22 protein-coding genes are annotated in these 22,781 nt (G+C 69.4%); 14 read left to right on the top strand and 8 right to left on the bottom strand.

The window, feature by feature from the left end; translation table 11 throughout:
- Positions 1-58: 58 nt before the first annotated feature.
- From infC to DM480_RS09930, 3 genes are all read right to left on the bottom strand, one after another.
- On the bottom strand, positions 59-592 hold the full coding sequence (infC, locus tag DM480_RS09940) for a translation initiation factor IF-3 (RefSeq protein WP_115378678.1): 534 nt from the start codon (positions 590-592) through the stop codon (positions 59-61).
- Between the two features lie 76 nt (positions 593-668).
- Complete coding sequence (gene thrS, locus DM480_RS09935; RefSeq protein WP_115378677.1) at positions 669-2,675, bottom strand: threonine--tRNA ligase; 2,007 nt, start codon at positions 2,673-2,675, stop codon at positions 669-671.
- Between the two features lie 223 nt (positions 2,676-2,898).
- Complete coding sequence (locus DM480_RS09930) at positions 2,899-3,714, bottom strand: LD-carboxypeptidase (protein WP_115378676.1); 816 nt, start codon at positions 3,712-3,714, stop codon at positions 2,899-2,901.
- A 67-nt stretch (positions 3,715-3,781) separates the two neighbouring features.
- Here DM480_RS09930 and DM480_RS09925 point away from each other — a divergent pair, with 67 nt between their 5' ends.
- The 6 genes from DM480_RS09925 to DM480_RS09900 all read left to right on the top strand — a co-directional run bounded on the left by DM480_RS09925 (position 3,782) and on the right by DM480_RS09900 (position 9,185).
- Positions 3,782-5,284 (top strand): glutamate ligase domain-containing protein, encoded by a 1,503-nt coding sequence (locus DM480_RS09925; RefSeq protein ID WP_115378675.1) that lies wholly within the window; start codon positions 3,782-3,784, stop codon positions 5,282-5,284.
- Positions 5,285-5,353: 69 nt separating this feature from the next.
- Positions 5,354-5,758 (top strand): hypothetical protein, encoded by a 405-nt coding sequence (locus DM480_RS09920; protein ID WP_115378674.1) that lies wholly within the window; start codon positions 5,354-5,356, stop codon positions 5,756-5,758.
- The gene (locus tag DM480_RS09915) at positions 5,755-5,964 is read left to right on the top strand and encodes a helix-turn-helix transcriptional regulator (protein WP_115378673.1); all 210 of its coding nucleotides are present in this window, start codon (positions 5,755-5,757) and stop codon (positions 5,962-5,964) included. Before DM480_RS09920 ends, DM480_RS09915 begins: the two co-directional genes overlap by 4 nt.
- On the top strand, positions 5,961-6,878 hold the full coding sequence (locus tag DM480_RS09910) for an alpha/beta fold hydrolase (RefSeq protein WP_115378672.1): 918 nt from the start codon (positions 5,961-5,963) through the stop codon (positions 6,876-6,878). The genes DM480_RS09915 and DM480_RS09910 overlap by 4 nt, the downstream gene beginning before the upstream one ends.
- 83 nt (positions 6,879-6,961) lie before the next feature.
- Positions 6,962-8,065: a YjgN family protein gene (locus tag DM480_RS09905; RefSeq protein ID WP_115378671.1), complete on the top strand. Its 1,104-nt coding sequence runs from the start codon at positions 6,962-6,964 to the stop codon at positions 8,063-8,065.
- Positions 8,066-8,111: 46 nt separating this feature from the next.
- Positions 8,112-9,185, top strand: coding sequence for a M48 family metallopeptidase (locus DM480_RS09900; protein ID WP_232833948.1), 1,074 nt, complete (start codon positions 8,112-8,114; stop codon positions 9,183-9,185).
- A gap of 15 nt (positions 9,186-9,200) precedes the next feature.
- Here the strand turns inward: DM480_RS09900 and DM480_RS09895 are convergent, their stop codons facing one another.
- Positions 9,201-9,482: an ETC complex I subunit gene (locus DM480_RS09895; protein WP_115378669.1), complete on the bottom strand. Its 282-nt coding sequence runs from the start codon at positions 9,480-9,482 to the stop codon at positions 9,201-9,203.
- 79 nt (positions 9,483-9,561) lie between these two features.
- A complete protein-coding gene (gene hrpB, locus DM480_RS09890; protein WP_115381124.1) occupies positions 9,562-12,051 on the bottom strand; it encodes an ATP-dependent helicase HrpB in 2,490 nt (829 codons plus the stop codon).
- 70 nt (positions 12,052-12,121) lie between these two features.
- Here hrpB and DM480_RS09885 point away from each other — a divergent pair, with 70 nt between their 5' ends.
- The 3 genes from DM480_RS09885 to DM480_RS09875 all read left to right on the top strand — a co-directional run bounded on the left by DM480_RS09885 (position 12,122) and on the right by DM480_RS09875 (position 14,084).
- Complete coding sequence (locus tag DM480_RS09885) at positions 12,122-12,463, top strand: hypothetical protein (RefSeq protein WP_115378668.1); 342 nt, start codon at positions 12,122-12,124, stop codon at positions 12,461-12,463.
- A gap of 195 nt (positions 12,464-12,658) precedes the next feature.
- Positions 12,659-13,636 carry a cation diffusion facilitator family transporter gene (locus DM480_RS09880; protein ID WP_115378667.1) on the top strand — a complete coding sequence of 326 codons (978 nt, stop codon included), beginning with the start codon at positions 12,659-12,661 and terminating at the stop codon, positions 13,634-13,636.
- Entirely contained in the window at positions 13,614-14,084 is a 471-nt protein-coding gene (locus DM480_RS09875) for an OsmC family protein (RefSeq protein WP_157968785.1), read from the top strand. The genes DM480_RS09880 and DM480_RS09875 overlap by 23 nt, the downstream gene beginning before the upstream one ends.
- Before the next feature lie 94 nt (positions 14,085-14,178).
- On the opposite strand, the gene DM480_RS09870 is transcribed toward DM480_RS09875, so the two are convergent.
- Entirely contained in the window at positions 14,179-15,189 is a 1,011-nt protein-coding gene (locus DM480_RS09870; protein ID WP_115378665.1) for a polyprenyl synthetase family protein, read from the bottom strand.
- A gap of 107 nt (positions 15,190-15,296) precedes the next feature.
- Here DM480_RS09870 and DM480_RS09865 point away from each other — a divergent pair, with 107 nt between their 5' ends.
- The 4 genes from DM480_RS09865 to DM480_RS09850 all read left to right on the top strand — a co-directional run bounded on the left by DM480_RS09865 (position 15,297) and on the right by DM480_RS09850 (position 17,584).
- On the top strand, positions 15,297-15,575 hold the full coding sequence (locus DM480_RS09865; protein ID WP_115381122.1) for a chorismate mutase: 279 nt from the start codon (positions 15,297-15,299) through the stop codon (positions 15,573-15,575).
- On the top strand, positions 15,572-16,213 hold the full coding sequence (gene tmk, locus DM480_RS09860) for a dTMP kinase (RefSeq protein ID WP_115378664.1): 642 nt from the start codon (positions 15,572-15,574) through the stop codon (positions 16,211-16,213). Before DM480_RS09865 ends, tmk begins: the two co-directional genes overlap by 4 nt.
- Positions 16,214-16,335: 122 nt before the next feature.
- The gene (locus DM480_RS18085) at positions 16,336-16,707 is read left to right on the top strand and encodes a hypothetical protein (RefSeq protein ID WP_157968784.1); all 372 of its coding nucleotides are present in this window, start codon (positions 16,336-16,338) and stop codon (positions 16,705-16,707) included.
- Between the two features lie 25 nt (positions 16,708-16,732).
- A complete protein-coding gene (locus DM480_RS09850) occupies positions 16,733-17,584 on the top strand; it encodes a trypsin-like serine peptidase (RefSeq protein ID WP_157968783.1) in 852 nt (283 codons plus the stop codon).
- Between the two features lie 42 nt (positions 17,585-17,626).
- Here DM480_RS09850 and DM480_RS09845 read toward each other — a convergent pair whose 3' ends face one another.
- Together DM480_RS09845 and DM480_RS09840 are read right to left on the bottom strand one after the other, a co-directional pair.
- Positions 17,627-18,403: an enoyl-CoA hydratase gene (locus tag DM480_RS09845; RefSeq protein ID WP_115378661.1), complete on the bottom strand. Its 777-nt coding sequence runs from the start codon at positions 18,401-18,403 to the stop codon at positions 17,627-17,629.
- 10 nt (positions 18,404-18,413) lie between these two features.
- The gene (locus tag DM480_RS09840; RefSeq protein ID WP_115378660.1) at positions 18,414-19,487 is read right to left on the bottom strand and encodes an enoyl-CoA hydratase/isomerase family protein; all 1,074 of its coding nucleotides are present in this window, start codon (positions 19,485-19,487) and stop codon (positions 18,414-18,416) included.
- Between the two features lie 100 nt (positions 19,488-19,587).
- Between DM480_RS09840 and DM480_RS09835 the strand changes: the two genes are divergently transcribed.
- On the top strand, positions 19,588-22,737 hold the full coding sequence (locus tag DM480_RS09835; RefSeq protein ID WP_115378659.1) for a hybrid sensor histidine kinase/response regulator: 3,150 nt from the start codon (positions 19,588-19,590) through the stop codon (positions 22,735-22,737).
- Positions 22,738-22,781: the final 44 nt, after the last annotated feature.

The raw sequence follows: 22,781 nt of genomic DNA, 5'->3' as shown, positions 1-22,781 counted from the left end.
GCGAAAGCGGCGCCCCTCCCCGATTACGGGAAGGGGCGAAGGGTTACTTCGGCGCGTTTTACTTGGGTGCGAGGACCATCAGCATCTGGCGGCCTTCCATGCGCGGATAGGCTTCGACCTTGGCGACCTCGGCGACCTGTTCGGCGACGCGCTGGAGCACGTTCATGCCGAGCTGGCCGTGGCTGAGCTCGCGACCGCGGAAGCGCATCGTCACCTTGACCTTGTCGCCTTCCTCGATGAACTCGACGACCTTCTTCATCTTCGTGTCGTAATCGTGGTCGTCGATGTTCGGACGCATCTTGATCTCCTTGATCTCCTGCGTCTTCTGCGACTTGCGGGCGAGGTTCGCCTTCTTCTGCGCCTCGTACTTGTACTTGCCGACGTCGAGGAACTTGGCGACGGGCGGATCGGCGTTTGGCGACACTTCGACGAGGTCGAGGCCGACTTCCTGTGCCGCGGCCATGGCCTCGCGCGTGTACATCACGCCGAGGTTTTCGCCCTCATGGTCGATCACGCGAACCTTGGGGCTTTGAATCCACTCGTTGAACCGAGGGCCGTTCATCGGTGGCGCCTGCATCGGCCGGCGCATCATGGGAGGACGTATGGGTATTTCTCCTGTGGCGGTTACCCCTTCAATATAGGGCAACCGCCACGATTTTGGAAGGACGTCAGCGAAGGTCGGGCGGCAACGACTCGTCGCGCAGCATAGCGATCGCCGCGTCGAGCGTCACGATCTGCTGCGCCTGGCTGCCCAGGCGGCGGATGGCGACCTTGCCCTCCTCCGCCTCGCGCTTGCCGACGACGAGCAGCACGGGGACCTTGGCGACCGAATGTTCGCGCACCTTGTAGTTGATCTTTTCGTTGCGCAGGTCGGTTTCGACGCGGATGCCGGCCGCCCGCAGCTTCGCCGCCGCCGCAACGGCATAATCGTCGGCGTCGGAGACGATCGTCGCCACCACCGCCTGCACGGGGCTGAGCCACAGCGGGAAGCGACCGGCGTGGTGTTCGATCAGGATGCCGATGAAGCGTTCGAACGTCCCCAGGATCGCGCGGTGCAGCATCACCGGGCGATGGCGGTTGCCGTCCTCGCCGACGTAGCTCGCGTCGAGCCGGTCTGGAAGCACGCGGTCCGACTGGATCGTGCCGACCTGCCAGGTGCGGCCGATCGCGTCGGTCAGGTGGAATTCGAGTTTCGGCGCGTAGAAGGCGCCCTCGCCCGGCAGTTCCTCGAACTTCGCCTTGATCGCATCGGGCAGGCCCGACGCCTGCACCGCGTCGCGCAGCTCCTGTTCGGATTTGTCCCACATCGCATCGTCGCCGAACCGCTTTTCGGGGCGCAGCGCGAGCTTCACCGCATAATCCTCGAACCCGAGGTCGCGATAGACGCTGTCGAGCAGCTCGCAGAATTTGCGCACCTCCTCGACCAATTGGTCCTCGCGGACGAAGATGTGCGCGTCGTCCTGCGTGAACTGGCGGACGCGCATGATGCCGTGCAGCGCGCCATGCGGCTCGTTGCGGTGGCAGCAGCCGAATTCGGCCATGCGGATCGGCAGGTCGCGGTAGCTCTTGATCCCCTGCTTGAAGATCAGCACGTGCGCCGGGCAGTTCATGGGTTTGAGCGCCATCAGGTCGCCTTCGCCCGACAGCACCGGCCCCTCTTCCTCGGTGTTCGGGATCTCGTCCGGCACGACGAACATATTCTCGCGATACTTGCCCCAGTGGCCCGATTGCTCCCACTGGCGCGCGTCCATGAGCTGCGGCGTCTTCACCTCCGCATAGTCGGCGGCATCGAGCCGGCGGCGCATATACGCTTCGAGCTGGCGCCACAGGACATAGCCCTTGGGGTGCCAGAAGACCGAGCCCTGCGCTTCCGACTGGAGGTGGAACAGGTCCATCTCCGCGCCGATCTTGCGATGATCGCGCTTCGCTGCCTCTTCCAGGCGGAAGAGATGCGCGTCGAGCTGCTTCTTGCTCAGCCAGCCGGTGCCATAGATGCGGCTGAGCATCGCGTTCTTCTGGTCGCCGCGCCAATAGGCGCCCGACACGCGCGTCAGCTTGAACGCCGCCGGGTCGATCCGCCCCGTCGTCGGCATGTGCGGCCCGCGGCACATGTCGAGCCACGCGCCCTGGCGATAGATGGTCAGTTCCTCGCCCTCGGGCAATTCGGCGGCCCATTCGGCCTTGAACGTCTCGCCCTGCTTCTTCCAGGTGTCGATCAGCTGTTCGCGGCTCCACACTTCGCGCGTGAACGGCTCGTTCCTCGCGATGATGCGGCGCATTTCCGCCTCGATCGCGGGCAGATCGTCTTCGGTGAAGGGCCGGTCTTTCGGCGCGAAGTCGTAATAGAATCCGTCGTCGGTCGCGGGGCCGAAGGTGATCTGCGTGCCCGGGAACAGCGTCTGCACCGCCTCCGCCATGACGTGCGCGAGGTCGTGGCGGACGAGTTCGAGCGCGTCCGCCTCGTCCTTGAAGGTAACGAGCGCGAGGTCGGTATCACCCTCGAACGGCCGATTGAGGTCGCGTACCTGGCCATCGATCCGCGCGGCGATCGCGGCCTTGGCGAGCCCCGGCCCGATCGCGGCGGCCACGTCCGCGGGCGTAGTCCCCGGCGCAACCTCGCGGACGGAACCGTCGGGCAGCGTGATGCGGAACAACTCGGCCGGGTGGGCGGACATGATGGACTTTCGGTCTTTGGGTGGAAGGGCCGCGAATAAAGCGGTGCGGGGTATATAGGCAAGTCACCCGGCGAAGTCCTCCCCGCGCCGCGGGGAGGGGGACCACCAGCCGACAGGCTGGTGGTGGAGGGGCAGCCAAACAGGGCGACGCGCTTGGGGCTGCCCCTCCACCACTCGCTTCGCGAGCGGCCCCCCCTCCCCTGCAAGGCAGGGGAGGAATGAGTTAGGCGATGCCGAACGGAACGATGCGGTTGCTCTGCGTGTGGCCGATGTCGGCGCGACCGAGGTAGGGAACGCCGAGGTCGCCGCACCAGCGCTGCACCATCGCCTCGATCGGCTCGTTCCATTCGGGCTCGTTGGGCGTGACTGCGGTGACGGACCCCAGGCGCACGCCGGCCAGCCCCTTCAGCTGCGTCGCATGGCCCATGTGGAACAGCAGCCGGTCGATATTGTACATCGGTTCCGACACCTCCTCGATCAGCAGCACGTGGTCGGTGAGGTCGGGCAGCCACGGCGTGCCGATCAGCGCGCCCAGGATCGACAGGTTGAACGCCGCGGCGGGGCGGCCGTCGAGCCCCGGCTCCAGTCCCTGGCGGTCGCCGCGCGCGAGCCAGCCGAGCGAGCGGGCGATCGTCTGGTCGCCGTGCTGGCGCCGGATGTCGCTCGCCATCGGGCCATGCACCGGCCGCCCGATCCGCCGCGCATAGAGCGCGCCGAGCAGGAACCCCATGTCGGAATAGCCGAGGTAGCTCTTGTGCCGCGCCGCCGGCCCCAGCTGCGGCATGACCAGCGGCAGGATGCGGTTCGAGCCATAGCCGCCGCGCAGGAACCAGATCGCGTCGAAACCGGGGTCGTTGGCGAATTCGAGGAAGGCGTCCGCCCGCCGCGCGTCGGAGCCCGCGAAATGACCGTCGCGTTCCCAGCATTGCGGATGGACGACGAGGTCGACCTCCGGATAGGCGAGCGCCGCGAAGGCGAGGAAGGGCGCTTCCGCCTCCTGGTTGCCGATGCTGGCCGGGGCCACTACGCCGATCCGCATGTCTTCGTCTGCCCCCGTTCGTCGGGGCGGCCTTGCCCCGGTCCGGTCGCCCGGATAGCGCGGCGGGATGACGAACAGCAACAACGGCCCGCTGGACGGGCGGCGTTTCTTCCTGGTGGGGATCGGCGGATCGGGGATGATGCCGCTGGCGATGATCCTGGCGGGGCGCGGCGCGGCCGTCGAGGGCTCCGACCGGGGGCTGGACCAGGGGCGCGTGCCCGCGAAATTCGCCGCGCTGGAGGCTTTGGGCATCCGCCTGCATCCGCAGGACGGCAGCGGCATCGTCTCGCGCGAGCAGATCGTCGTCGCCTCCACCGCGGTCGAGGACGATGTCGCGGACATCGTCGCGGCGAACCGGCTGGGCTGCCCGCGCAAAAGCCGCGCGCAATTGCTCAGCGACCTGTTCAACCAGAGCGGGACGCGGATCGGCGTCGCGGGGACGAGCGGCAAGTCGACCGTCACGGGCATGATCGGCTGGATCTTCCACGCCACAGGCCGCGATCCGACGGTGATGAACGGCGCGGTGATGACCAATTTCGCGCATGCCGACGCGCCCTTCGCCAGCGCGCTGGTGGGGGCCGGGACCGCCTTCGTCAGCGAGGTCGACGAAAGCGACGGGTCGATCGCATTGTACCGCCCCGACATCGCGGTGCTCAACAACGTCAGCCTCGACCACAAGGCGCTGGACGAGTTGCGCCAGCTGTTCGGCGATTTCGCGGGCAAGGCGCGCTGCGTCGTCGCCAACGTCGGCGATGCGGAAACGGCGGCGCTCGTCGCGGGGATGGACCGGACGCTGACCTTCGCGGTGGAGGGCGAGGCCGATCTGGTCGCGGAAGCGCTGACGCCGGAGCCGTTCGCGATCGGATTCGACCTCGTCGTCCGATCACCCTCACCCTTCGGACGCTTCGCATCCTCTTCCCTCTCCCGCCGGGAGAGGGAGGGAGCCCCGGAGGCGCGGAAGGCTGAGGGTGTCGACCGGATGCGCGTGCGGCTCGTGGTGCCCGGGCGGCACAACGTCGCCAACGCGCTCGCCGCAATCGGGGCAGCGGTAGCGGCGGGCGTGCCGCTGGACGAAGCAGCGCGCGCGATCGAGGGATTCACGGGCCTCAAGCGCCGGTTCGAGAAGGTCGGCGAGGCGCACGGCGTCACCGTGATCGACGATTTCGGGCACAACCCCGACAAGATCGGCGCGACGCTCGACACGCTGCACGCCTTTCCCGGCCGGCTGCTGCTGCTGTTCCAGCCGCACGGCTATGGCCCGCTGAAGGTGATGCGCGCCGAGCTGGTCGACAGCCTCGCCGCACGCATGGCGGCGGAGGATATGCTGGTCCTGCCCGACCCCGTCTATTTCGGCGGCACCGTCGCGCGCGAGGTGACGAGCGCGGACATCGTCGCCGACCTCACCGCCCGCGGCCGCGACGCGCGCCACGTCCCCGACCGCGCCGCCGCGGCCGCGATGCTGATCGCGGCCGCGCGACCCGGCGACCGTATCGTCGTGATGGGCGCGCGCGACGATACGCTCGGCGTGCTGGCGCGCGACATGGTGGAAAGGCTGCACGCCAAAACGTAAAGCTCACTTGACGTAAAGCGAACTTTCCATGTAAAGCCTCCTTCACATCGAATCGGAGGTTCTTCGAACATGGCCTGTTCTCCCGCCCAACGCCGCTACAACCGGCGCATCATCATCCTTTCCGTCGTCTATGCCGCCATCCTGTTGCCGGTGTGCTGGCTGTTCGTGCGGCACATGGCGACCGGCCCGCTCGCCTATCTGCTGGGGGTCGCGCCCGCGCTGCCGGTGTCGGGCTTCTTCGCGGTCATCGGCGTGTATTTCGCCGAGGAGCGCGACGAATATCTGCGCATGCTGATGGCGCGGCAGGTGATCGTCGCGAGCGGCGTCGCGATGACCGCGGCGACCTTCTGGGGGTTCCTCGAGAACTTCGAACTCGTGCCGCACCTCGTCGCTTATGCCTGGCCGATCGTCTGGTTCGGCGGCCTTGGCGTCGGCGCCTGTCTCAACGCGGTGCTCGAACGGAGGGCCGCATGAACAACCGCCTGCGCGTGCTGCGCGCCGAGCGGGGGTGGTCGCAACAGGACCTGGGCGATCGGCTGGAGGTCAGCCGGCAGAGCGTCAACGCGATCGAGACGGGCCGCTACGACCCGTCGCTTCCCCTCGCCTTCAAGATCGCCGAGCTGTTCGGCCTTGCCATCGAAGACGTGTTCGTCAGTCCTTCCAAGGAGCAAGCTTCATGATCCGTCATCTCCCCCTGCGTATCGCCGCCTCGCTCGTCACGCTCGGCATCGTCCTTGCGCCCCATCATGGCCAAGCGCAGGCGGCCCCGGCCTCTGCCCCCGCGGCGCGCGACGTGCGGCTGCCGCATATCGCGATCCGCTCGGTCGGGACGGGCAGCCCGGTGGTGCTGATCCCCGGCCTGTCGTCGCCCGCCGCGGTGTGGGATGCGACGGTCGCGCAGCTGGCGCCGCATCACCGCGTCATCGTCGTGCAGGTCAACGGATTCGCCGGCGACGATGCGGGCGCGAACCTGTCGCCCGGCATTCTCGACGGCGTCGTCGCCGACCTCGACGGCTATCTGGCGCGCGAAAAGCTGGCGAAGGTCGCGCTCGTCGGCCATTCGATGGGCGGCCTCCTCGCGATGAAGATCGCGCTGGCGCACCCGGGCGATGTCGGGCGCGTGATGATCGTCGATTCGCTGCCGTTTTACGGCCGGCTGTTCGGGCCGCAGATGACGGTCGCCGCGATCACCCCGCGCGCGCAGGCGATGCGCGACATGATGCGCGCGCAATATGGCAAGCCCGCCGACCCCGCCACCGGTGCGGCGCTCGCCGCATCGATGGCGATCAAGCCCGCGTCGCGCGCTGCGGTGCAGGCCTGGGTGGCGAAGGCCGACACGCGTGTCGCTGCGCAGGCGATGTACGAGGATCTGACGACCGACGTTTCCGCCGACCTGCCCCGGATCGCCGCGCCGGTGACGTTGATCGTCCCCTATAACGCCACCGTGCCGCAGGCGAGCGTCGATGCGCTGTATCGCGATGCGTACAAGGGTACGCCGAAGCTGACCGTGGTCGAGATCGGCGATGCGGCGCATTTCGTCATGCTCGACCAGCCGGAAGCGTTCGCGCAAGCGGTCGACGCCTTTCTGCGCTGATCCGCGAAATGAACCATTCTTAACCGAATATCGGCTTGCCCCCGCCCCCCGGCCGCGTCACCTTCGCGGCCGGGGGGATTTGCATGACGGATCAGGGTTCGGCGGCACAGCGCGCGTTCCGCTTTCGCGGGACATGGCAGGAATATGCGCCGATCGCGTTCACCAACCTGCTGCTGACGATCGTGACGCTCGGCATCTACAGCTTCTGGGGCCGCGCGCGGACGCGGCGCTATCTGTGGAGCCGCACGGTCTTCATCGACGACCGGCTGGAATGGACGGGCACCGGGCTGGAGCTGTTCATCGGCTATCTGCTCGCCTTCGTGCTCTTCGTGCTGCCGTTCGGCGTCATCAACCTGGTGCTGCAGGGCGTGCTGATGCGGGGGCATCAGGGGGCGGGCGCGCTGATGGTCGGCATCCTCTACCTGCTCGCGCTGTTCCTGCTCGGCGTCGCGCGGTTCCGCGCGCTGCGCTATCGGCTCAGCCGCACCCTGTGGCACGGTATCCGCGGCGGCAGCGACCGGCAGGGCATCGCCTATGGCTGGTCGTGGTTCTGGCGCAGCATGGTCGCGACGCTGACCGCCTATCTGATGACGCCCTGGTCGATGGCGCGGCTGTGGAACGAGCGATGGAACGCGATGAGCTTCGGCTCGCTCCAGTTCCGCAGCCACGCGCGCTGGCAGCCGGTGTTCGGGCGGTTCATGCTGTTCTACCTCGCGCCCGTCGTGCTGTTCTTCGCGATATTGGGAATCGCGGCGATCGGATTCGGCGCCGGCATGATGGCGGGGATCAAGCCCGGCGCACCGCCCCCGGCGGGCGTGATCGTCACCTTCGCGCTGCTCGGCATCGCCTTCTACGTGATCTTCTTCGGCGTGCTGGGGGTGATAGCGGCGGCGTTCTTCTCCGCCTTCTTTCGCGAGGCGGTGGGCGCGACGCGCCTCGGCGATCTGGAATTCGGGTTCGAGGCGCGCACGAGGGATTGGGTGAAGCTGTTCATCGGCAATTACGCGTTGGTCATCTTCACCTTCGGCATCGGCTATATCTTCATCGCCTATCGCAACTGGGCGTTCTTCGTCCGCCACCTCGCCGCATACGGCAGCGTCGAGATCGACACGCTGACCCAGTCGACGACGCGCGAGCCGGGCCAGGGCGAAGGCCTGCTGGATGCGTTCGATGTCGGCGCCTTCTGAAGAAGGCGCGGGGGTGACGTCGGCGCCTTCTGACGAACGCGCAGGCGTGGCCGACGACGCGCCGCTGGTCTGGCATTACGATGGCGTCAACGCGTTGCGTCGGCGCGCGCGGCTGCATGTCGCGGGCGACACGTTCGTGCTGGAGGAGGACGGCGCCACCGGCGCGGCGCTGCCGCTCGCCGATCTCGTGCCCGGCCATGCCGATGCCGGATCGGCGAGCTACGGGCTGAAAGGGCGGCCGGGCTGGCGGATCGATTTCGCCGGCCCCATGCCGCCGGCGCTGCGCGCCGCGCTGCCGCAGGCGGTGCGATACGGGCGCTGGGTCGACCGGCTGGGCCTGTGGCGCGCGGCGATCGTCTTTGCCGCGCTGGCGGCGGTCGCGGTCGTCGTCGTGCTGCGCACGCCCGCATTGCTCGCGCGGCTGGTGCCCGATTCGGTCGAGCGCCAATTGGGCGAGGCGATGGTCGGCGATTTCGGTCGGCGCGGCTGCACCGATGCCGCCGGGCGCGCCGCGCTGAAGACGCTGGCGACGCGCATCGACCCGGACGATCCGCGGCTAGAGGTGGATGTCGTCAAGCTGCCGATGGTCAATGCGGTGACCTTGCCCGGCGGCCGCATCGTCGTGTTCGACGGACTGATCCGCGCGGCGAAATCGCCCGACGAGGTCGCCGGCGTCGTCGCGCACGAGATCGGCCACGTCCGCCACCGCGACGTGATGGAGGGGCTGCTGCGCCAGTTCGGCCTTTCGGTGCTGCTCGGCGGGATGGAGGGGCATGTCGGCGGCTACACCAACACGATCCTCGCCACCGCTTATTCCCGCGACGCGGAGGCGAAGGCGGACGGCTATGCGATCGGCCTGCTGCGCGCCGCCAAGGTGTCGCCGCTGCCGACCGCGGCGTTCTTCGACCGGCTGGGGCGCGGCGGGCCGGGCAAGGGCAGGTCGGATAGGGCGGAACGGATGCTCGCCTATCTCGCGACGCATCCCATGTCGGCGGACCGCGCCCGGCGTTTCCGTATCAGCGCGAACGGCGGCTATACGCCGGCGCTGAGCCCAGGCGAATGGCAGGCGCTGCGCGACATCTGCCGCGGCGATACCGACAAGATCGACTGGCGGTTCTGACGCCCCGGCTGCCGCTCAGCGGAAATTGTCGGCGTAGGCCTGCAGCTTGAGCTTGCGCTGCGGCGCGGGGATCACCTCGTAGTCGAAGCCCTGCGCCTCGCAATAGGCGATCGCCGCCGCCTCGGTCGGGAAGCTCAGACGCACCTGCTCGCGCGTGTCGCCGCTACCCGCCCAGCCGGTGAGCGGATCGGGCTTCTTGGCCTCGGCGGGCTCGAACTCGAGCTGCCAATGGTCTGTCCGGTATTTGCCGGACTGCATCGCGTTCTTGGGGCGCTGGAAGATGCGGGCGGTAGGCATGATCCGCTCCTTAACGCGCGCGCGCGGTTCGGGGAAGCAGGGTTTGCGCCCTCACGATGGGAGATGCTCGATCGCCCCCTCACCCGCTCCGGCGGGCGTCGGCCTTCTTGGTGCGCAGCGTCGCCGACGCCGCGGCGGGGTCGTCGGGCCACGGATGCCTTGGGTAGCGGCCGCGCATTTCCTTCGCCACCGCGCTCCAGCTGCCGCGCCAGAAGCCGGGCAGGTCCTGCGTCGTCTGGATCGGCCGGCCGGCGGGGCTGGTCAGGCTGAGGACGAGCGGCACGCGCGCCGCGCCGATCGTCGGATGCTCGGCCAGGCCGAACAAAGCCTGCACGCGCAATTCGACCTTCGGGCCCCCTTCCGCGGCATAGTCGATGGCGTGCGTGCTGCCTGCCGGGCTGGTGAAATCGGCCGGCGCGAGGCGATCGAGCCGCTGCATCTCGGTCCAGCCGATCAAGTTACGCAGCGCGTCGGTCAGCGCGCCTGCCGGAATCGCGTCGAGCCGGCGGCGGCCGGCGAGCAACGGTGGCAGCCATTCGTCCAGCCGATCCGCCATCATCTCTTCGAGCGGCACGCCGGCATAGGCGGCCCGGCGACGCAGCGCCGTGGCGCCGGCGCTCCACGGCAACAGGTCGATGCCGCGGCTCCGCACCGCGTCGAGCAGCGCGGCGGCGATCGCCTCCGGATCCGCCTGCGCGTCGGGGCCGCTCGACAGCCGGAGCGCGCCCAGCCGGCGCTCGCGCAGCGTCGTGACGCCGCCCGTCCCGGGATCGAAGGCGACAATGCGGTGCGTCTCGATCCGATCGGCGAACAGCCGCTCGATCGTGGCGAGCGCGATCGGCGCGGCGGCGAGGATGCGCGCGCCCGACGCCGCGCCCTGCGTCTCCGCGACCGCCAGCCATTCGGCGCGTGCGAGGCTGCTCGTGGGATCAAGGCGAAAGCCGCGGCCGCCCGCCGATGCCCAGTGCTCCCCCGACGCGTCGCGGCGGCGCGCGACGCGATCGGGAAAGGCGAGCGCGATCGCCACCTCGACGCCGTCGTCCTCGCCCTGCACGCCGCCCGCCAGCTTCGCCCAGCGTTCCGCAAGCTGGCGCGCCGCCTTCGCCTTCGTGCCGCGGTCGCTACGCCAGCGTTTCAGCCGCGTGTCGAGATCGGCGTCGCCGCCGCCCAGCCCGCGTTCGGACAAGAGCACCGCCACCTCCGCGGCGACGCGCCCCTGCCCCAGCGCGCCGGCGCGCAGCAGCATGTGCGCGAGCCGCGGCGGCATCGGCATCGCGGCGATGCGGCGCCCGTGCGGCGTCGGGCGGCCGGCCTCGTCGATCGCCTCGATCAGCGCCAGCCGCGCGCGCCCCTCCTGCACCGCGGCGTCGGGGGGCGGATCGAGCCAGGCGAGGTCGCGCGGGTCGCGCACGCCCCAGATCGCGCTGGCGAGGACGAGGCCCGACAGGTCCGCCTCGAGGATTTCGGGCGGGTCGAAGCGGGGCAGACCCGCGGTCGCGGCCTCTTCCCACAGGCGATAGGCGACGCCCGGCCCCTGCCGCGCGGCGCGGCCGGCACGCTGCGTCACCGCCGCCTGGCTGGCGCGCTCGGTCACCAGCCGGGTCATCCCCGCCGCGCGATCGTAGCGCGCGCGGCGCGCCAGCCCCGAATCGACGACGATGCGGATGCCGTCGAGCGTCAGGCTGGTTTCCGCGATGCTCGTCGCCAGCACGACCTTGCGCCGCCCGTCGGGTTCGGGACGGATCGCGGCGCGCTGCGCGGCGGGATCGAGGCTGCCGTGCAGATGATGCAGCGCGACATCGTCGGACAGGCCGGCGAGCCGCTCGTCGACCCGCTCGATCTCGCCGACGCCGGGCAGGAAGGCGAGCACGCCGCCCACCTCCTCGGCGAGCGCGCGGCGGATCGCCGCGGCGACAGAATCCTCGATGCGTGCCGTCGCGTCGCGGCCGAGGTAGCGCAGGGTGAGCGGATAGCTGCGCCCCTCGCTCTCGATCACCGGCGCGCCCGCGCCATCGGCGCCCATCAGCGCGGCGAAGCGGCTGCCGTCGAGCGTCGCGGACATGGCGACGAGCCGCAGGTCCGGCCGCACCGCCCCCTGCGCGTCGAGTGCCAGCGCGAGGCCGAAATCGCCGTCGAGGCTGCGTTCGTGCACCTCGTCGAACAGCACCGCCGAGACGCCGGCGAGTTCTGGATCGGCCTGGATCCGCGCGACGAAGATACCCTCCGTCACCACGGTCACGCGCGTCGCCGCCGATCGGCGCGAATCCATCCGCGTCGCATAGCCGAACGTCCCCCCGACCGGCTCGCCCGCCAGCGCCGCCATCCGCTCGGCCGCAGCACGCGCGGCAAGCCGGCGCGGCGAGAGCAGCAGCACCTCGCCCGTGCACCAGTCCTCGCCCAGCAGCGCGGGCGCGACCGCGGTCGTCTTGCCCGCCCCCGGCGACGCGACGAGCACGGCATTCGTTCCCGTTCGGAGCGTGGCGACGAGATGGGGGAGGACGGCGTGAATCGGCAGGTCGGACACGCGCGCGGCTGTCGCACGAAATCGGGGGTCGCGGAACCTGCGCATCCGCACGCTCCGCACGAGACGGGGCTGTGCCGCACTGCTATACAAGCGCCTCGACCAAAGGAGACGACGCATGGGTCTGTTGGACGGCATCTTGGGACAGGTTTCGGGCAATCCGGCGATCACCAATCTCGCCGAAAAGGTCGGCCTGTCGCCCGAACAGGTCAGCGATGCGATCGGCGCGCTGGGCGCGGCACACGGCGAAGACGGCGACACGGTGGCGAGCGCGGCCGAATCGACCGGCCTGCCGCACGACGTGCTGCACCAGATCCTGGGGCATCTGGGCGGCGAAGGCGCGCTCGGCGACATCGGCCGCGTGCTCGGCCAGGCGACGGGCAACGATGGCGATGGCGATGCCGACGGCGAGTCGGGCGGGATCGGTGGGATGCTGGGCGGGCTGTTCGGCAAGGACTGACGGCTCGCGAACATCGGGCCGATCTTTCCCGTCACCCTGGCTGCAGAGCCGGGGTGACGGGCGCCGGGCGTGGTATCGTTGGGCGGACAAGGTGCCCGCGCGGAAAAAATGCCGAAGGGTGCCACGTCCTAGCATCACCTGGCGCTGCGGTGATACGCCCGCACGGCGGGCCTCACCGCGGCAAGGATCGAACGGTTGCACCTTCATCACGATCACCACGACCATGGCCATGATCACCACGGGCACGGCCATGCGCACGGCCACGGCCATGGCGGGCATGGCCATCACGGACACAGCCATGCGCCCGCGAGCTTCGACCGCGCCTTCGCGATCGGCATCGGGCTGAACATCGCCTACGTGCTGGCGGAATCGGGCGCGGGATTGTGGACGGGATCGGTCGCGCTGCTCGCGGATGCGGGGCACAATCTGTCCGACGTGCTCGGCCTGGCGGTCGCCTGGGCGGGCGCGACGCTGGCGAAGCGCGGACCGACCAAGCGCTTCACCTATGGGTTGAAGGGATCGACGATCCTCGCCGCGCTGCTCAATGCGCTGCTGTTGCTCGTCGCGCTGGGCGCGATCGCGCTGGAGGCAGTGCAGCGGATCGGCGACCCGCCCCCGCTCGCCGGCCTCACCGTATCGGCGGTCGCGGGCGTCGGCATCCTCGTCAACGCCTTCACCGCCTGGTTGTTCGCGAGCGGGCGCAAGGGCGACGTCAACGTCCGCGCCGCCTATCTGCACATGCTGAGCGATGCCGCGGTGTCCGCCGCGGTCGTCGTCGCGGGGATGGTGATATGGGCGACGGGGATCGGCTGGATCGATCCGGTCATCAGCCTCGTCATCGCCGGGCTGATCTTCTGGCAGACCTGGGGCCTGCTGCGCGAGACGGTGGAGATGTCGCTGGCCGCGGTGCCGCGCGGGATCGATTACGATGCGGTGGAGCAGGCGCTCGCCGCACTGCCCGGCGTCGCCGCGATCCACGACCTGCACATCTGGCCGATGTCGACGACGGAACCGGTGCTGACCGCGCATCTGCTGATGCCCGGCGGCCTGCCGGGCGATGCCTTCCTCGGCGCGGCGCAGGCGATGCTGCACGACCGGTTCGGGATCGGGCATGCGACGCTGCAGGTGGAAACGGGGCAGGTCGATCTGCATGGCGAGTGCGGCGGGTGCTGATCGGGTGACCGAGACGCACGTCACCTACGAAGGCGACCTCCGCTGCCGCGCCGAACATGCCGGATCGGGCGCGGTCGTCGTCACCGACGCGCCGCGCGATCTGGGCGGCCGGGAGGATGGGTTTTCGCCGAGCGAACTGCTGTCGGTGTCGCTGGGTGGCTGCATCCTCAGCATCATGGCGATCGCCGCGCGATCGGTCGGATTCGACATTCCGGGCGCGTCGGTGACGGTGACAAAGGAGATGGCCGATCGGCCGCGCCGGATCGCGCGGCTGGCGGTGCATGTCCGCGTGCCGCGGCACGTTCGACACGCGGCAGAAGCGCAAGCTGGAGGCCGCGGCGCATGCCTGCCCGGTGCATCATGCGCTGGGGATCGATGCGCCGATGACGATCGAGTGGGACGATCGGGGTTGAGCGGTGGAGCGCCGACGGCGAAGCCGCCGGCGTGACGTCGGACGGGTTCGGCCGGGGCCGACCCGCCGGCCGTGCCGGGCCCTGCGCGCTACGCTTGCAGCGGCGCGGGCGTCGCCGCGCCTGTGCCCGTCAGTACGCCCTGGCCACCGCGAAGGCGACCGCTTCGACCATCGCGTCCTTCGCCTTGCCGGCGGGGAAGCCCGCGATCGCGTCAATCGCACGCTGACCGTAGTGGCGCGCGCGCGCCAGCGTGTCGTCGACCGCGCGGGTCTTGCGCACGAGCGCGATCGCATGCGCGAAATCGGCGTCCGAGGCGCGGCGGCCCTCGACCGCGTCCTTCCAGAACTGGCGATCCGCCTCGTCACCGCGCGCGAGCGCGAGGATGACGGGCAGCGTCATCTTGCCCTCGCGGAAGTCGTCGCCGGCGTCCTTGCCCATCGTGCCCGCGTCGGAGACATAGTCGATCGCATCGTCGACCAGCTGGAACGCGATGCCGAGGTTGCGGCCATAGGCGTCGAGTGCCGCCTCATCGCTTTCCGGTCGCTCCGCGACCACCGCGGCGATGCGGCAGGCGGCGGCGAACAGCGCCGCGGTCTTCGCATCGATGATGTCCAGGTAGCGTTCCTCGGGCAGGTCGATGCGCCGCGCCGCGGTCAGCTGGTTGACCTCGCCCTCCGCGATCACGGCGCTCGCGTTCGACAGGATGCGCAGCACCTTCAGCGATTCGGCCTCGACCATCAGTTCGAAACTGCGGCTGAACAGGAAATCGCCGACCAGTACGCTGGCGGGATTGCCCCAGATGATGTTCGCGGTGCGCTTGCCGCGGCGCAGGTCGGACCCGTCGACGACGTCGTCGTGCAGCAACGTCGCGGTGTGGATGAACTCGACCGCCGCCGCCAGCATGTGGTGCCGCGTACCTTCATACCCCAGCAACCGGGCACTCGCCAGCGTCAGCATCGGCCGCATCCGCTTGCCGCCGCCCGCGATCAGATGGCCGGCAAGCTCCGGGATCAGCGGAATGTCGGACTTCATCCGGTCGACGATCACCGCGTTGACATGGTCCATGTCGCCGGCGACCAGCCGGAGCATCGGCTCGAGCGAGGGGGCATGGGCATCGAGGCGCTGGACGGTGGCGGTCATTGCCGCTGCGCTGTGGCGGTTGGCGCGCGCGAAGGCAAGCCTTGCCCGACCGCCATCTTGGCATCATGGAGCAAGCCGACCGACGGACGGCGGACGAAGGGCGGCATATGAGCGACGAAACACTCCAGGGCTATCGCAAGAGCATCGACAATATCGATGCCGCGCTCGTCCATCTGCTCGCCGAACGCTTCAAGGTGACGCAGGCGGTCGGCCGGTACAAGGCGACGAGTGGTCTGCCCGCCGCCGATCCCGGCCGCGAGGAGCGCCAGATCGCCCGGTTGCGGCGCCTGGCGGAGGAGGCGGAGCTCGACCCGGAATTCAGCGAGAAATTCCTGCGCTTCATCATCGACGAGGTGATCCGCCACCACCAGCGGATGCGCGGGTGAACCAGGGGCGGTTCATCGCTGTCGAGGGTGTCGACGGATCGGGCAAGAGCGGCGTCGTGCGGGCGCTGGTCGATGCGCTCGCCGCCGAAGGGGTGCCGGTGCGCGCGACGCGGGAGCCGGGCGGCACGCCGGAGGGCGAGGCGCTGCGCGGACTGTTGCTGTCCGGCGCGGGCGAGGGATGGACGCCGCACGCCGAACTGCTGCTGATGACCGCGGCGCGCGTCCAGCATGTCGCGCGCGTCGTCCGCCCGGCGGTGGCGGCGGGCGAGATCGTCGTGTCGGATCGTTACGTGGGGTCGACCATCGCCTATCAGGGTGCCGGCCGCGGCATGGATGAAGGCCTGATCCGCGACCTTCACGCGCGCCTCGTTGACGATCTGTGGCCCGACCTCACCATCGTGCTCGACGTCGATCCGGCGATCGGCCTTGCCCGGTCGAAGCGACGGCTGGCGGCGGATGCGGTCGACGAGGGGCGGTTCGAGGCGCTCGACCTCGCGTTCCACCAGCGGATCGCCGCCTCCTTCCGTGCGCAGGCCGCCGCGGCGCCGGAGCGCCATGCGGTGATCGACGCCGCCGGTACGCCGGACGCGGTGCAGGTGGCGGCGATCGCGGCGGCAAAGACTTTCCTCCATAATTGATCTTTCTTGGTGGCCAGCTTTTGCTTAACTGGCTGACCGAATATTACAGAACAAAGATCGCTTGACCTTCCCCCACTCGCCTCATCATACTTTCTGCCTGTCGTGACGAAGAAAGGCGCGTGATGATCAAGCTTGCCGGTCTGCTGGCCGTGTCCTTCGTCCTGCTGTCCGCCGCGAAGGACGATCCGCTTGCCGGGCGCGTCGCGGGCGCGCCGGCGACGTGCATCGGCAGCATGGATGCCGACGCGCGCGCGCAGATCGTCGATGCCCGTACCATCGTCTATTCGCGCACCGAAAGGCGCAGCTGGGTCGTGCATCCGAAGGGCGCGTGCAACGCGCTGCAGCCGGGGCGGACGATCGTCGTCGAACAGCGCGGTGCGCAGCTTTGCCAGGGCGATCGGTTCCGCACCGTCCAGTCGACCTCGTCAGTGCCCTCGGGCTATTGCACCTTCGACAGCTTCACGCCCTACGACAAGCCGGACGCCCGCCGCTGAACGATCGCAGCGCGTGTCACGGACGATGCGGTGGCGCGACGCCAGCGCCGCCGCTCTTTTCCTTGCACTCTGCGGCGACGCGGCGGCGGCCAATATCTTCCACGCCGACGGCATCGACCCGCGCCGGTTCGTCGATCCGGGCGATCCGGACCAACGCCGCCTGGCGCCCGTCGGCGCGATCGCGTCGGACTTCGTGCTGAAGGACAAACGCGGGTTCGGCGGCGTCGCGCCCGGTGCGGGAACGGCGTTTCTCGTCTCGCCTTGCTACGCGCTCACCAATTATCATGTCCTGTTCGGCAACCGCACGCTGACCCCCGACCCGATGAGCGCCTATGTGGTGACGGTCCGCTTCGCGCTGGCGGACAGGGACGGGCGGGCGATCACCAGTCCCGGCCGGGTCCGCTATGCCGGCAGCCTCGACGGATCGGCGCCGGACGTCGCGCTGGTGCGGCTGGACGGCTGCCCCGGGCGACAGCTGGGCTGGTACGACCTGGCCGCGGCCGGCACCGTCGACACGCTGGCCGCGACGATCGACCTGCCCAGCTATTCGCACGACCGCAGCCTGCGACGGCTCAGCCTGCAACGCGGATGCGGCATCCGGGCCCGCGCGCCGCGCCGCGGCTGGCTGTTCCACGATTGCGCGACGCGAGAGGGAGCGTCCGGCGCGCCGATGGTCGTTGCCGGGCGCGACGGCGTGCCGCTGGTCGCCGGCATCAACGCGGCCGAACTGCAACCCACGCCGGGCGTACGCACCGCCTTCGATCTGCGCCACGCCAATCTGGCCGTCGACGCCGCCGCGCTCGTCCGCATGCCGCTTGTCCTCGCCGCGATCGAGCGCGATCGTGCGGGCGTGCGCAATCCCCTCGCCGCGGACTGACGGCGGCGGCGAGGGCCGCGATCGGACGGCCGCGCGGGGCGCCTATCGTCCCGTCCAGTGGCCCGGGCGCTTTTCGACGAAGGCGGTCATGCCCTCCTTCTGATCCTGCGTGCCGAACAGGCCGTGGAACAGGCGGCGTTCGAACTGGACGCCTTGCGCGAGGCTGGTTTCGAACGCCGCGTCGACCATTTCCTTGTTCGCTTTGACCGCGAGCGGGGCCATTGCGGCGATCGCCTGCGCCGTCTTCACCGCTTCCTCGACGAGGCCGTCGGCGGGGATGATGCGGCTGACGAGGCCGGCGCGTTCCGCCTCGGCGGCGTCCATCATCCGGCCGGTGAGGCACATCTCCATCGCCTTCGCCTTGCCGACCGCGCGCGTCAGCCGCTGCGAGCCGCCCATGCCGGGCGTGACGCCGAGCTTGATTTCCGGCTGCCCGAACTTCGCCGTATCGGCAGCGAGGATGAAGTCGCACATCATCGCCAGTTCGCAGCCGCCGCCCAGCGCATAGCCCGCGACCGCCGCGATCACCGGCTTGCGCGTGCGGGTCAGCGTCTCATAACCGGCGAAATGGTCGGTCGCGTACATGTCCGCAAAGGACATCGTCTGCATTTCCTTGATGTCCGCGCCCGCCGCGAACGCCTTGGCGCTGCCGGTCAGCACGGCACAGCCCTGCGTCTCGTCCGCGTCGAAGGCGGCGAGCGCGGCGAGAAGGTCGGCGAGCACCTGCGCGTTGAGCGCGTTCAGCGCCTGCGGACGGTTGAGCGTGACGAGCGTCGCGGCGCCGCGCTGCTCGATGAGGATCGTTTCGTAGGTAGCCATGCGGTCCTCCTTAGTCGTGCGGGGTCCACGCCTCCGCCGAGGGCAAAGGCGCGAAAATCTGGTCGAGCACATGGTCGGTCACGCCTTTGGGCGTCGCGGGGTCCCAGCGCGGGGCATGGTCCTTGTCGACGATCACCGCGCGGACGCCTTCGAGAAAATCGTGGCGCTGCACCATGCGGCCGGCGACGGCATATTCGCGCGCCATCTCGTCGGCGAATATCTCGGTCGACGCCCCCTCGTGAACGATGCGCAGACCGACCTTCATCGCGAGCGGCGATTTGGTGCGGATGACCGCGAGTTGCGCGCGCGCGAAGTCGCCGCCGTCCGCCTCCAGCGCGGCGACGATGTCCTCCAGCCGGCCCGACGCAAACAATCGGTCGATATCGGCGCGATGCGCGACGATCGTGCCGGCCGCATCCGGCATGCCAGACAACCCGCCCAACGTTGCGGCGATGGTCTGCGGGTCGGCGATGATCGCGGATTTGGCGTCGTCGAGGCGATCGGCGGGGATGTAATGGGTCGCGAGGCCGAGCGCAGCGCAATCCGCGCCGTTCAGGCGATGACCGGTCACCGCGAGGAATGCCCCGACCCGCCCGGGCAGGCGCGAGAGATACCAGCCGCCGCCGACGTCGGGGAACAGGCCGATCCCCGATTCGGGCATGGCGAAACGCGTGTTTTCCGTCGCGACGCGGTAGCGGCACGGCATGGCGATGCCGACCCCGCCCCCCATCGTCACGCCATCCATGAAGGCGATCGTCGGCTTCGCATAGGTGAAGAGCGCGTGGTTGAGCCGGTATTCGAGGTGGAAGAAGGCGCGCGCCGCCTCGCCATCGCCCGCCCCGCTGTCGGCGATCAGACGGATGTCGCCACCCGCGCAGAAGCCGCGCGACAGCTTCGGATCGCCATCGGGCGCCGGCGCATGGTCGAGGATCACCGCGACGACTGCCGGGTCGCTACGCCATTTCTCGAGCGCGGCGAGCAACGATTCGCACATGCCGGCGTTGAGCGCGTGCAGGGCACGGGGTCGGTTGAGCCGCAGCCGCCCGACCGTACCGGCGATGTAGATGATCACATCCGTCGTCATGCCCGCCTTCTACCCCCGAACCACCGTGCGTCCATACCGGAACGACGACGCATGCCTGCCATCTGTTGACACAGGAATGTCACAGCGGCATCGCGTCACAATGGCCACTCGTCCGTCGCGCAACATCTCGCTCACCGCCGAACTCGATGGATTCATCGACGCCGAACTTGCTTCCGGCGACTATGGCAACGCCAGCGAGGTGGTGCGCACCGCGCTGAAGCTGCTCCGCGAACGCGGCGAGGCGGGACGCCCGCCCGTCCCGCGCGGCGGATTCCCGATCGGCGGCGGCGAATGCGGACGGCTGATCCGCGAGCGCGACTGGAGCGCGACGCCGCTCGGCCCGGTCGACGATTGGTCGGAAGCGCTCCGCACCACCGTGTCCAACATCGTCAATTCGCCCGTGCCCAAGGTCCTGATGTGGGGGGCCGAGCATGTGATGCTGTACAACGACGGCTATATCGCGATCGCCGGCGCCCATCACCCCCAGGCGATGGGCGGACGGGTGGCAGAGGTGTGGCCCGAGATCTGGGATTGGAACCGCGCGATCCTGGATCGCGGCATGGCCGGCGAGATCGTCGCCTATCACGACCAGCCGCTGACGCTCAATCGCGACGGACAGTCGCCCGAGACGCTGCAGTTCGACCTGTTCTACACGCCGATCTTCCAGCGCGACGGCACGGTCGGCGGCGTGATGTGCACGGTGATCGACAACACCGCCCGTGTCGCGGCGGAATCGGCAGCCACGGCGAGCGCGACGGAATTGCGCACGATCACCGACGCGCTGCCGGTGCTGGTGTCTTATGTCGATCGCGACGGCATCTACCGTTTCGCCAATCGTTTCTACGAGGAGTGGTTCGGCACGCCGCCGGAAGGGATCATCGGCCGGCATCTGCGCGCGGTAATCGGCGAGGACACCTATGCCGAACGACTGCCGCTGATCGAACGGGCGCTCGCGGGGGAGGCGATCGTGTCGGAAGGCACGCTGCCCCACCGCGACGGGACGCTGCGCCGTGCAGAGATCCGCTATCTGCCGCGCGTCGCCGCGGACGGGACGATCGCGGGCTTCCATGTCCTTGCCACCGACGTCGAGGAACGCTCGCGCCGCGAGGCGGCGATACGCGTCAGCAACGAGCGGTTCCGCGCGGCGATGGAGGCGGTGCACGGCGTGCTGTGGACCAATACCGCCGATGGCCGGATGGAGGGCCCGCAGCCGGGCTGGCAGGCGCTGACCGGCCAGACGCCTGAGGAATATACCGGTTACGGCTGGAGCAACGCGGTGCACCCCGACGATGCGCAGCCGACCGTCGTCGCCTGGGAAGCGGCCGTGGCGGCGCGATCGATCTTCGTGTTCGAACATCGGGTGCGCCGGCATGACGGGGCGTGGCGCAACTGCCTGATCCGCGGCCTGCCGATCAAGGATGCCGAGGGTACGATCGTCGAATGGGTGGGGGTCCATACCGACATCACGGAACAGCGCGCGGCCGAAACCGCGCTGCGCGATCATGCCGACGCGCTGGCGCGGCAGGTGCGCCACCGCGAGCGCGCCGAAGAGCAATTGCGCCAGCTCAACGAGAATCTCGAGGCGCGCGTCATTGCCGAGATCGGCGAGCGCCGCGCCGCGGAAGCCGCACTGGCGCAGGCGCAGAAGATGGAGACGATCGGCAAGCTGACCGGCGGCGTCGCGCACGATTTCAACAACCTGCTGCAGGTCGTGTCGGGCAACCTCCAGCTGCTCGCCAAGGATATCGCCGGCAACGAGCGCGCCGAACGCCGCGTCAGCAACGCAATGGCTGGCGTGTCGCGCGGATCGAAGCTCGCCGCGCAGCTGCTGGCTTTCGGCCGGCGGCAGGCGCTCGAGCCCAAGGTCGTCAACGTCACGCGCTTCGTCCAGGGCATGGACGACCTGCTCCGCCGCGCGATCGGCGAGGGGATCGAGGTGGAGACGGTGTTCGGCGGCGGACTGTGGAACTGCTTCATCGATCCCGTGCAGATCGAAAATGCGCTGCTCAACCTCGCGATCAACGCGCGCGACGCGATGAACGGTCAGGGCAAGCTGACCATCGAACTCGCCAATGCGCATCTCGACGACGATTATGCGCGGCTGCACGACGAGGTGGAGCCGGGTCAGTATGTCATGCTCGCGGTCAGCGATACGGGCAGCGGCATGAGCCCCGACATCATCGACAAGGTGTTCGAGCCGTTCTTCTCGACCAAGAGCGAGGGCAAGGGATCGGGCCTTGGCCTGTCGATGGTCTATGGGTTCGTCAAACAGTCCGGCGGCCATGTGAAAATCTATTCGGAGGTCGGCGAGGGCACGACGATCAAGCTGTACCTGCCCCGCTCCGTCCAGTCGGAGGACGTCGAGGTCGTCACCGACACCGGCCCCGCGATCGGCGGCACCGAGACCGTGCTGGTCGTCGAGGACGACGACGAGGTGCGCGCGACGGTGGTCGAGATGCTGGGCGACCTGGGCTATCGCGTGCTGAAGGCGGTGGATGCGCAAAGCGCGCTAAACGTCATCGAAAGCGGCATCCCGATCGACATGCTGTTCACCGACGTGGTGATGCCGGGCACGTTGAAGAGCCCTGAACTGGCGCGCAAGGCGAAGGAGCGGCTGCCCGATCTCGCGGTGCTGTTCACCAGCGGCTATACCGAAAATTCGATCGTCCATGGCGGGCGGCTGGATGCGGGCGTCGAGCTGCTCTCCAAGCCCTACACGCGCGAGGCGCTGGCGCGGAAGTTTCGCCACGTCCTCGCCAACCAGCGCCAGCGGACGCAGAGCCTGGAGGCGCGCGCGATGGCGAGCGCCCCTGCCCCGCTGCGCCCGCAGCCCGCCGGCCAGGGCCAGGTGACGGTGCTGCTGGTCGAAGACGATGCGGTGATCCGCGGCACCACCGCCGAGCTGCTGCAACAGGGCGGCTATGTCGTCGTCGATGCGGCAAGCGCGGAGGATGCGATGACCGCGTTGCAGACGGTGCCGATCGACGTGCTGGTGACCGACGTAAACCTGCCCGGCATTTCGGGTCCCGAGTTCGCGCAGAAGGCGCGCGCGTTGCGCAGCGATGTGGGCATCGTATTCGCGACCGGCGACGTGGCGGGCGTGCCCGCGACGCGCGATGCGGTGCTGCTTGCCAAGCCTTATGGCCTCGAAACGTTGCAGGCGGCGATCGCGGGCGCGATCGGGCGCGACGCGTCGGCACCGCCCGTTGACGCCGCCGCGTCGCGCAAACTGGAGCGGGAGGCGGACTGACGACCCGCTGCCGCCATCGCCCGGCACCCGCGTGCCGAAGCGAT

The organism is Sphingomonas sp. FARSPH, assembly GCF_003355005.1.
GTDB lineage: Bacteria > Pseudomonadota > Alphaproteobacteria > Sphingomonadales > Sphingomonadaceae > Sphingomonas.
The sequence above is the reverse complement of the archived record's forward strand: the minus strand, read 5'-3'. Positions and strand labels throughout refer to the sequence as shown.

Bases quoted from the DNA above. Each gene is read 5' to 3' on its own strand.
- DM480_RS09920 (WP_115378674.1), top strand. From the start codon at position 5,354: ATGGCCTGTTCTCCCGCCCAACGCCGCTACAACCGGCGCATCATCATC.
- DM480_RS09865 (WP_115381122.1), top strand. From the start codon at position 15,297: ATGAGCGACGAAACACTCCAGGGCTATCGCAAGAGCATCGACAATATC.
- DM480_RS18085 (WP_157968784.1), top strand. From the start codon at position 16,336: ATGATCAAGCTTGCCGGTCTGCTGGCCGTGTCCTTCGTCCTGCTGTCC.
- DM480_RS09850 (WP_157968783.1), top strand. From the start codon at position 16,733: ATGCGGTGGCGCGACGCCAGCGCCGCCGCTCTTTTCCTTGCACTCTGC.
- infC (WP_115378678.1), bottom strand. From the start codon at position 592: ATGATGCGCCGGCCGATGCAGGCGCCACCGATGAACGGCCCTCGGTTC.
- DM480_RS09910 (WP_115378672.1), top strand. From the start codon at position 5,961: ATGATCCGTCATCTCCCCCTGCGTATCGCCGCCTCGCTCGTCACGCTC.
- DM480_RS09895 (WP_115378669.1), bottom strand. From the start codon at position 9,482: ATGCCTACCGCCCGCATCTTCCAGCGCCCCAAGAACGCGATGCAGTCC.
- DM480_RS09925 (WP_115378675.1), top strand. From the start codon at position 3,782: ATGACGAACAGCAACAACGGCCCGCTGGACGGGCGGCGTTTCTTCCTG.
- thrS (WP_115378677.1), bottom strand. From the start codon at position 2,675: ATGTCCGCCCACCCGGCCGAGTTGTTCCGCATCACGCTGCCCGACGGT.
- DM480_RS09875 (WP_157968785.1), top strand. From the start codon at position 13,614: ATGGCGAGTGCGGCGGGTGCTGATCGGGTGACCGAGACGCACGTCACC.
- DM480_RS09930 (WP_115378676.1), bottom strand. From the start codon at position 3,714: ATGCGGATCGGCGTAGTGGCCCCGGCCAGCATCGGCAACCAGGAGGCG.
- DM480_RS09915 (WP_115378673.1), top strand. From the start codon at position 5,755: ATGAACAACCGCCTGCGCGTGCTGCGCGCCGAGCGGGGGTGGTCGCAA.
- DM480_RS09905 (WP_115378671.1), top strand. From the start codon at position 6,962: ATGACGGATCAGGGTTCGGCGGCACAGCGCGCGTTCCGCTTTCGCGGG.
- DM480_RS09870 (WP_115378665.1), bottom strand. From the start codon at position 15,189: ATGACCGCCACCGTCCAGCGCCTCGATGCCCATGCCCCCTCGCTCGAG.
- DM480_RS09885 (WP_115378668.1), top strand. From the start codon at position 12,122: ATGGGTCTGTTGGACGGCATCTTGGGACAGGTTTCGGGCAATCCGGCG.
- DM480_RS09835 (WP_115378659.1), top strand. From the start codon at position 19,588: ATGGCCACTCGTCCGTCGCGCAACATCTCGCTCACCGCCGAACTCGAT.
- DM480_RS09845 (WP_115378661.1), bottom strand. From the start codon at position 18,403: ATGGCTACCTACGAAACGATCCTCATCGAGCAGCGCGGCGCCGCGACG.
- DM480_RS09840 (WP_115378660.1), bottom strand. From the start codon at position 19,487: ATGACGACGGATGTGATCATCTACATCGCCGGTACGGTCGGGCGGCTG.
- hrpB (WP_115381124.1), bottom strand. From the start codon at position 12,051: ATGCGCAGGTTCCGCGACCCCCGATTTCGTGCGACAGCCGCGCGCGTG.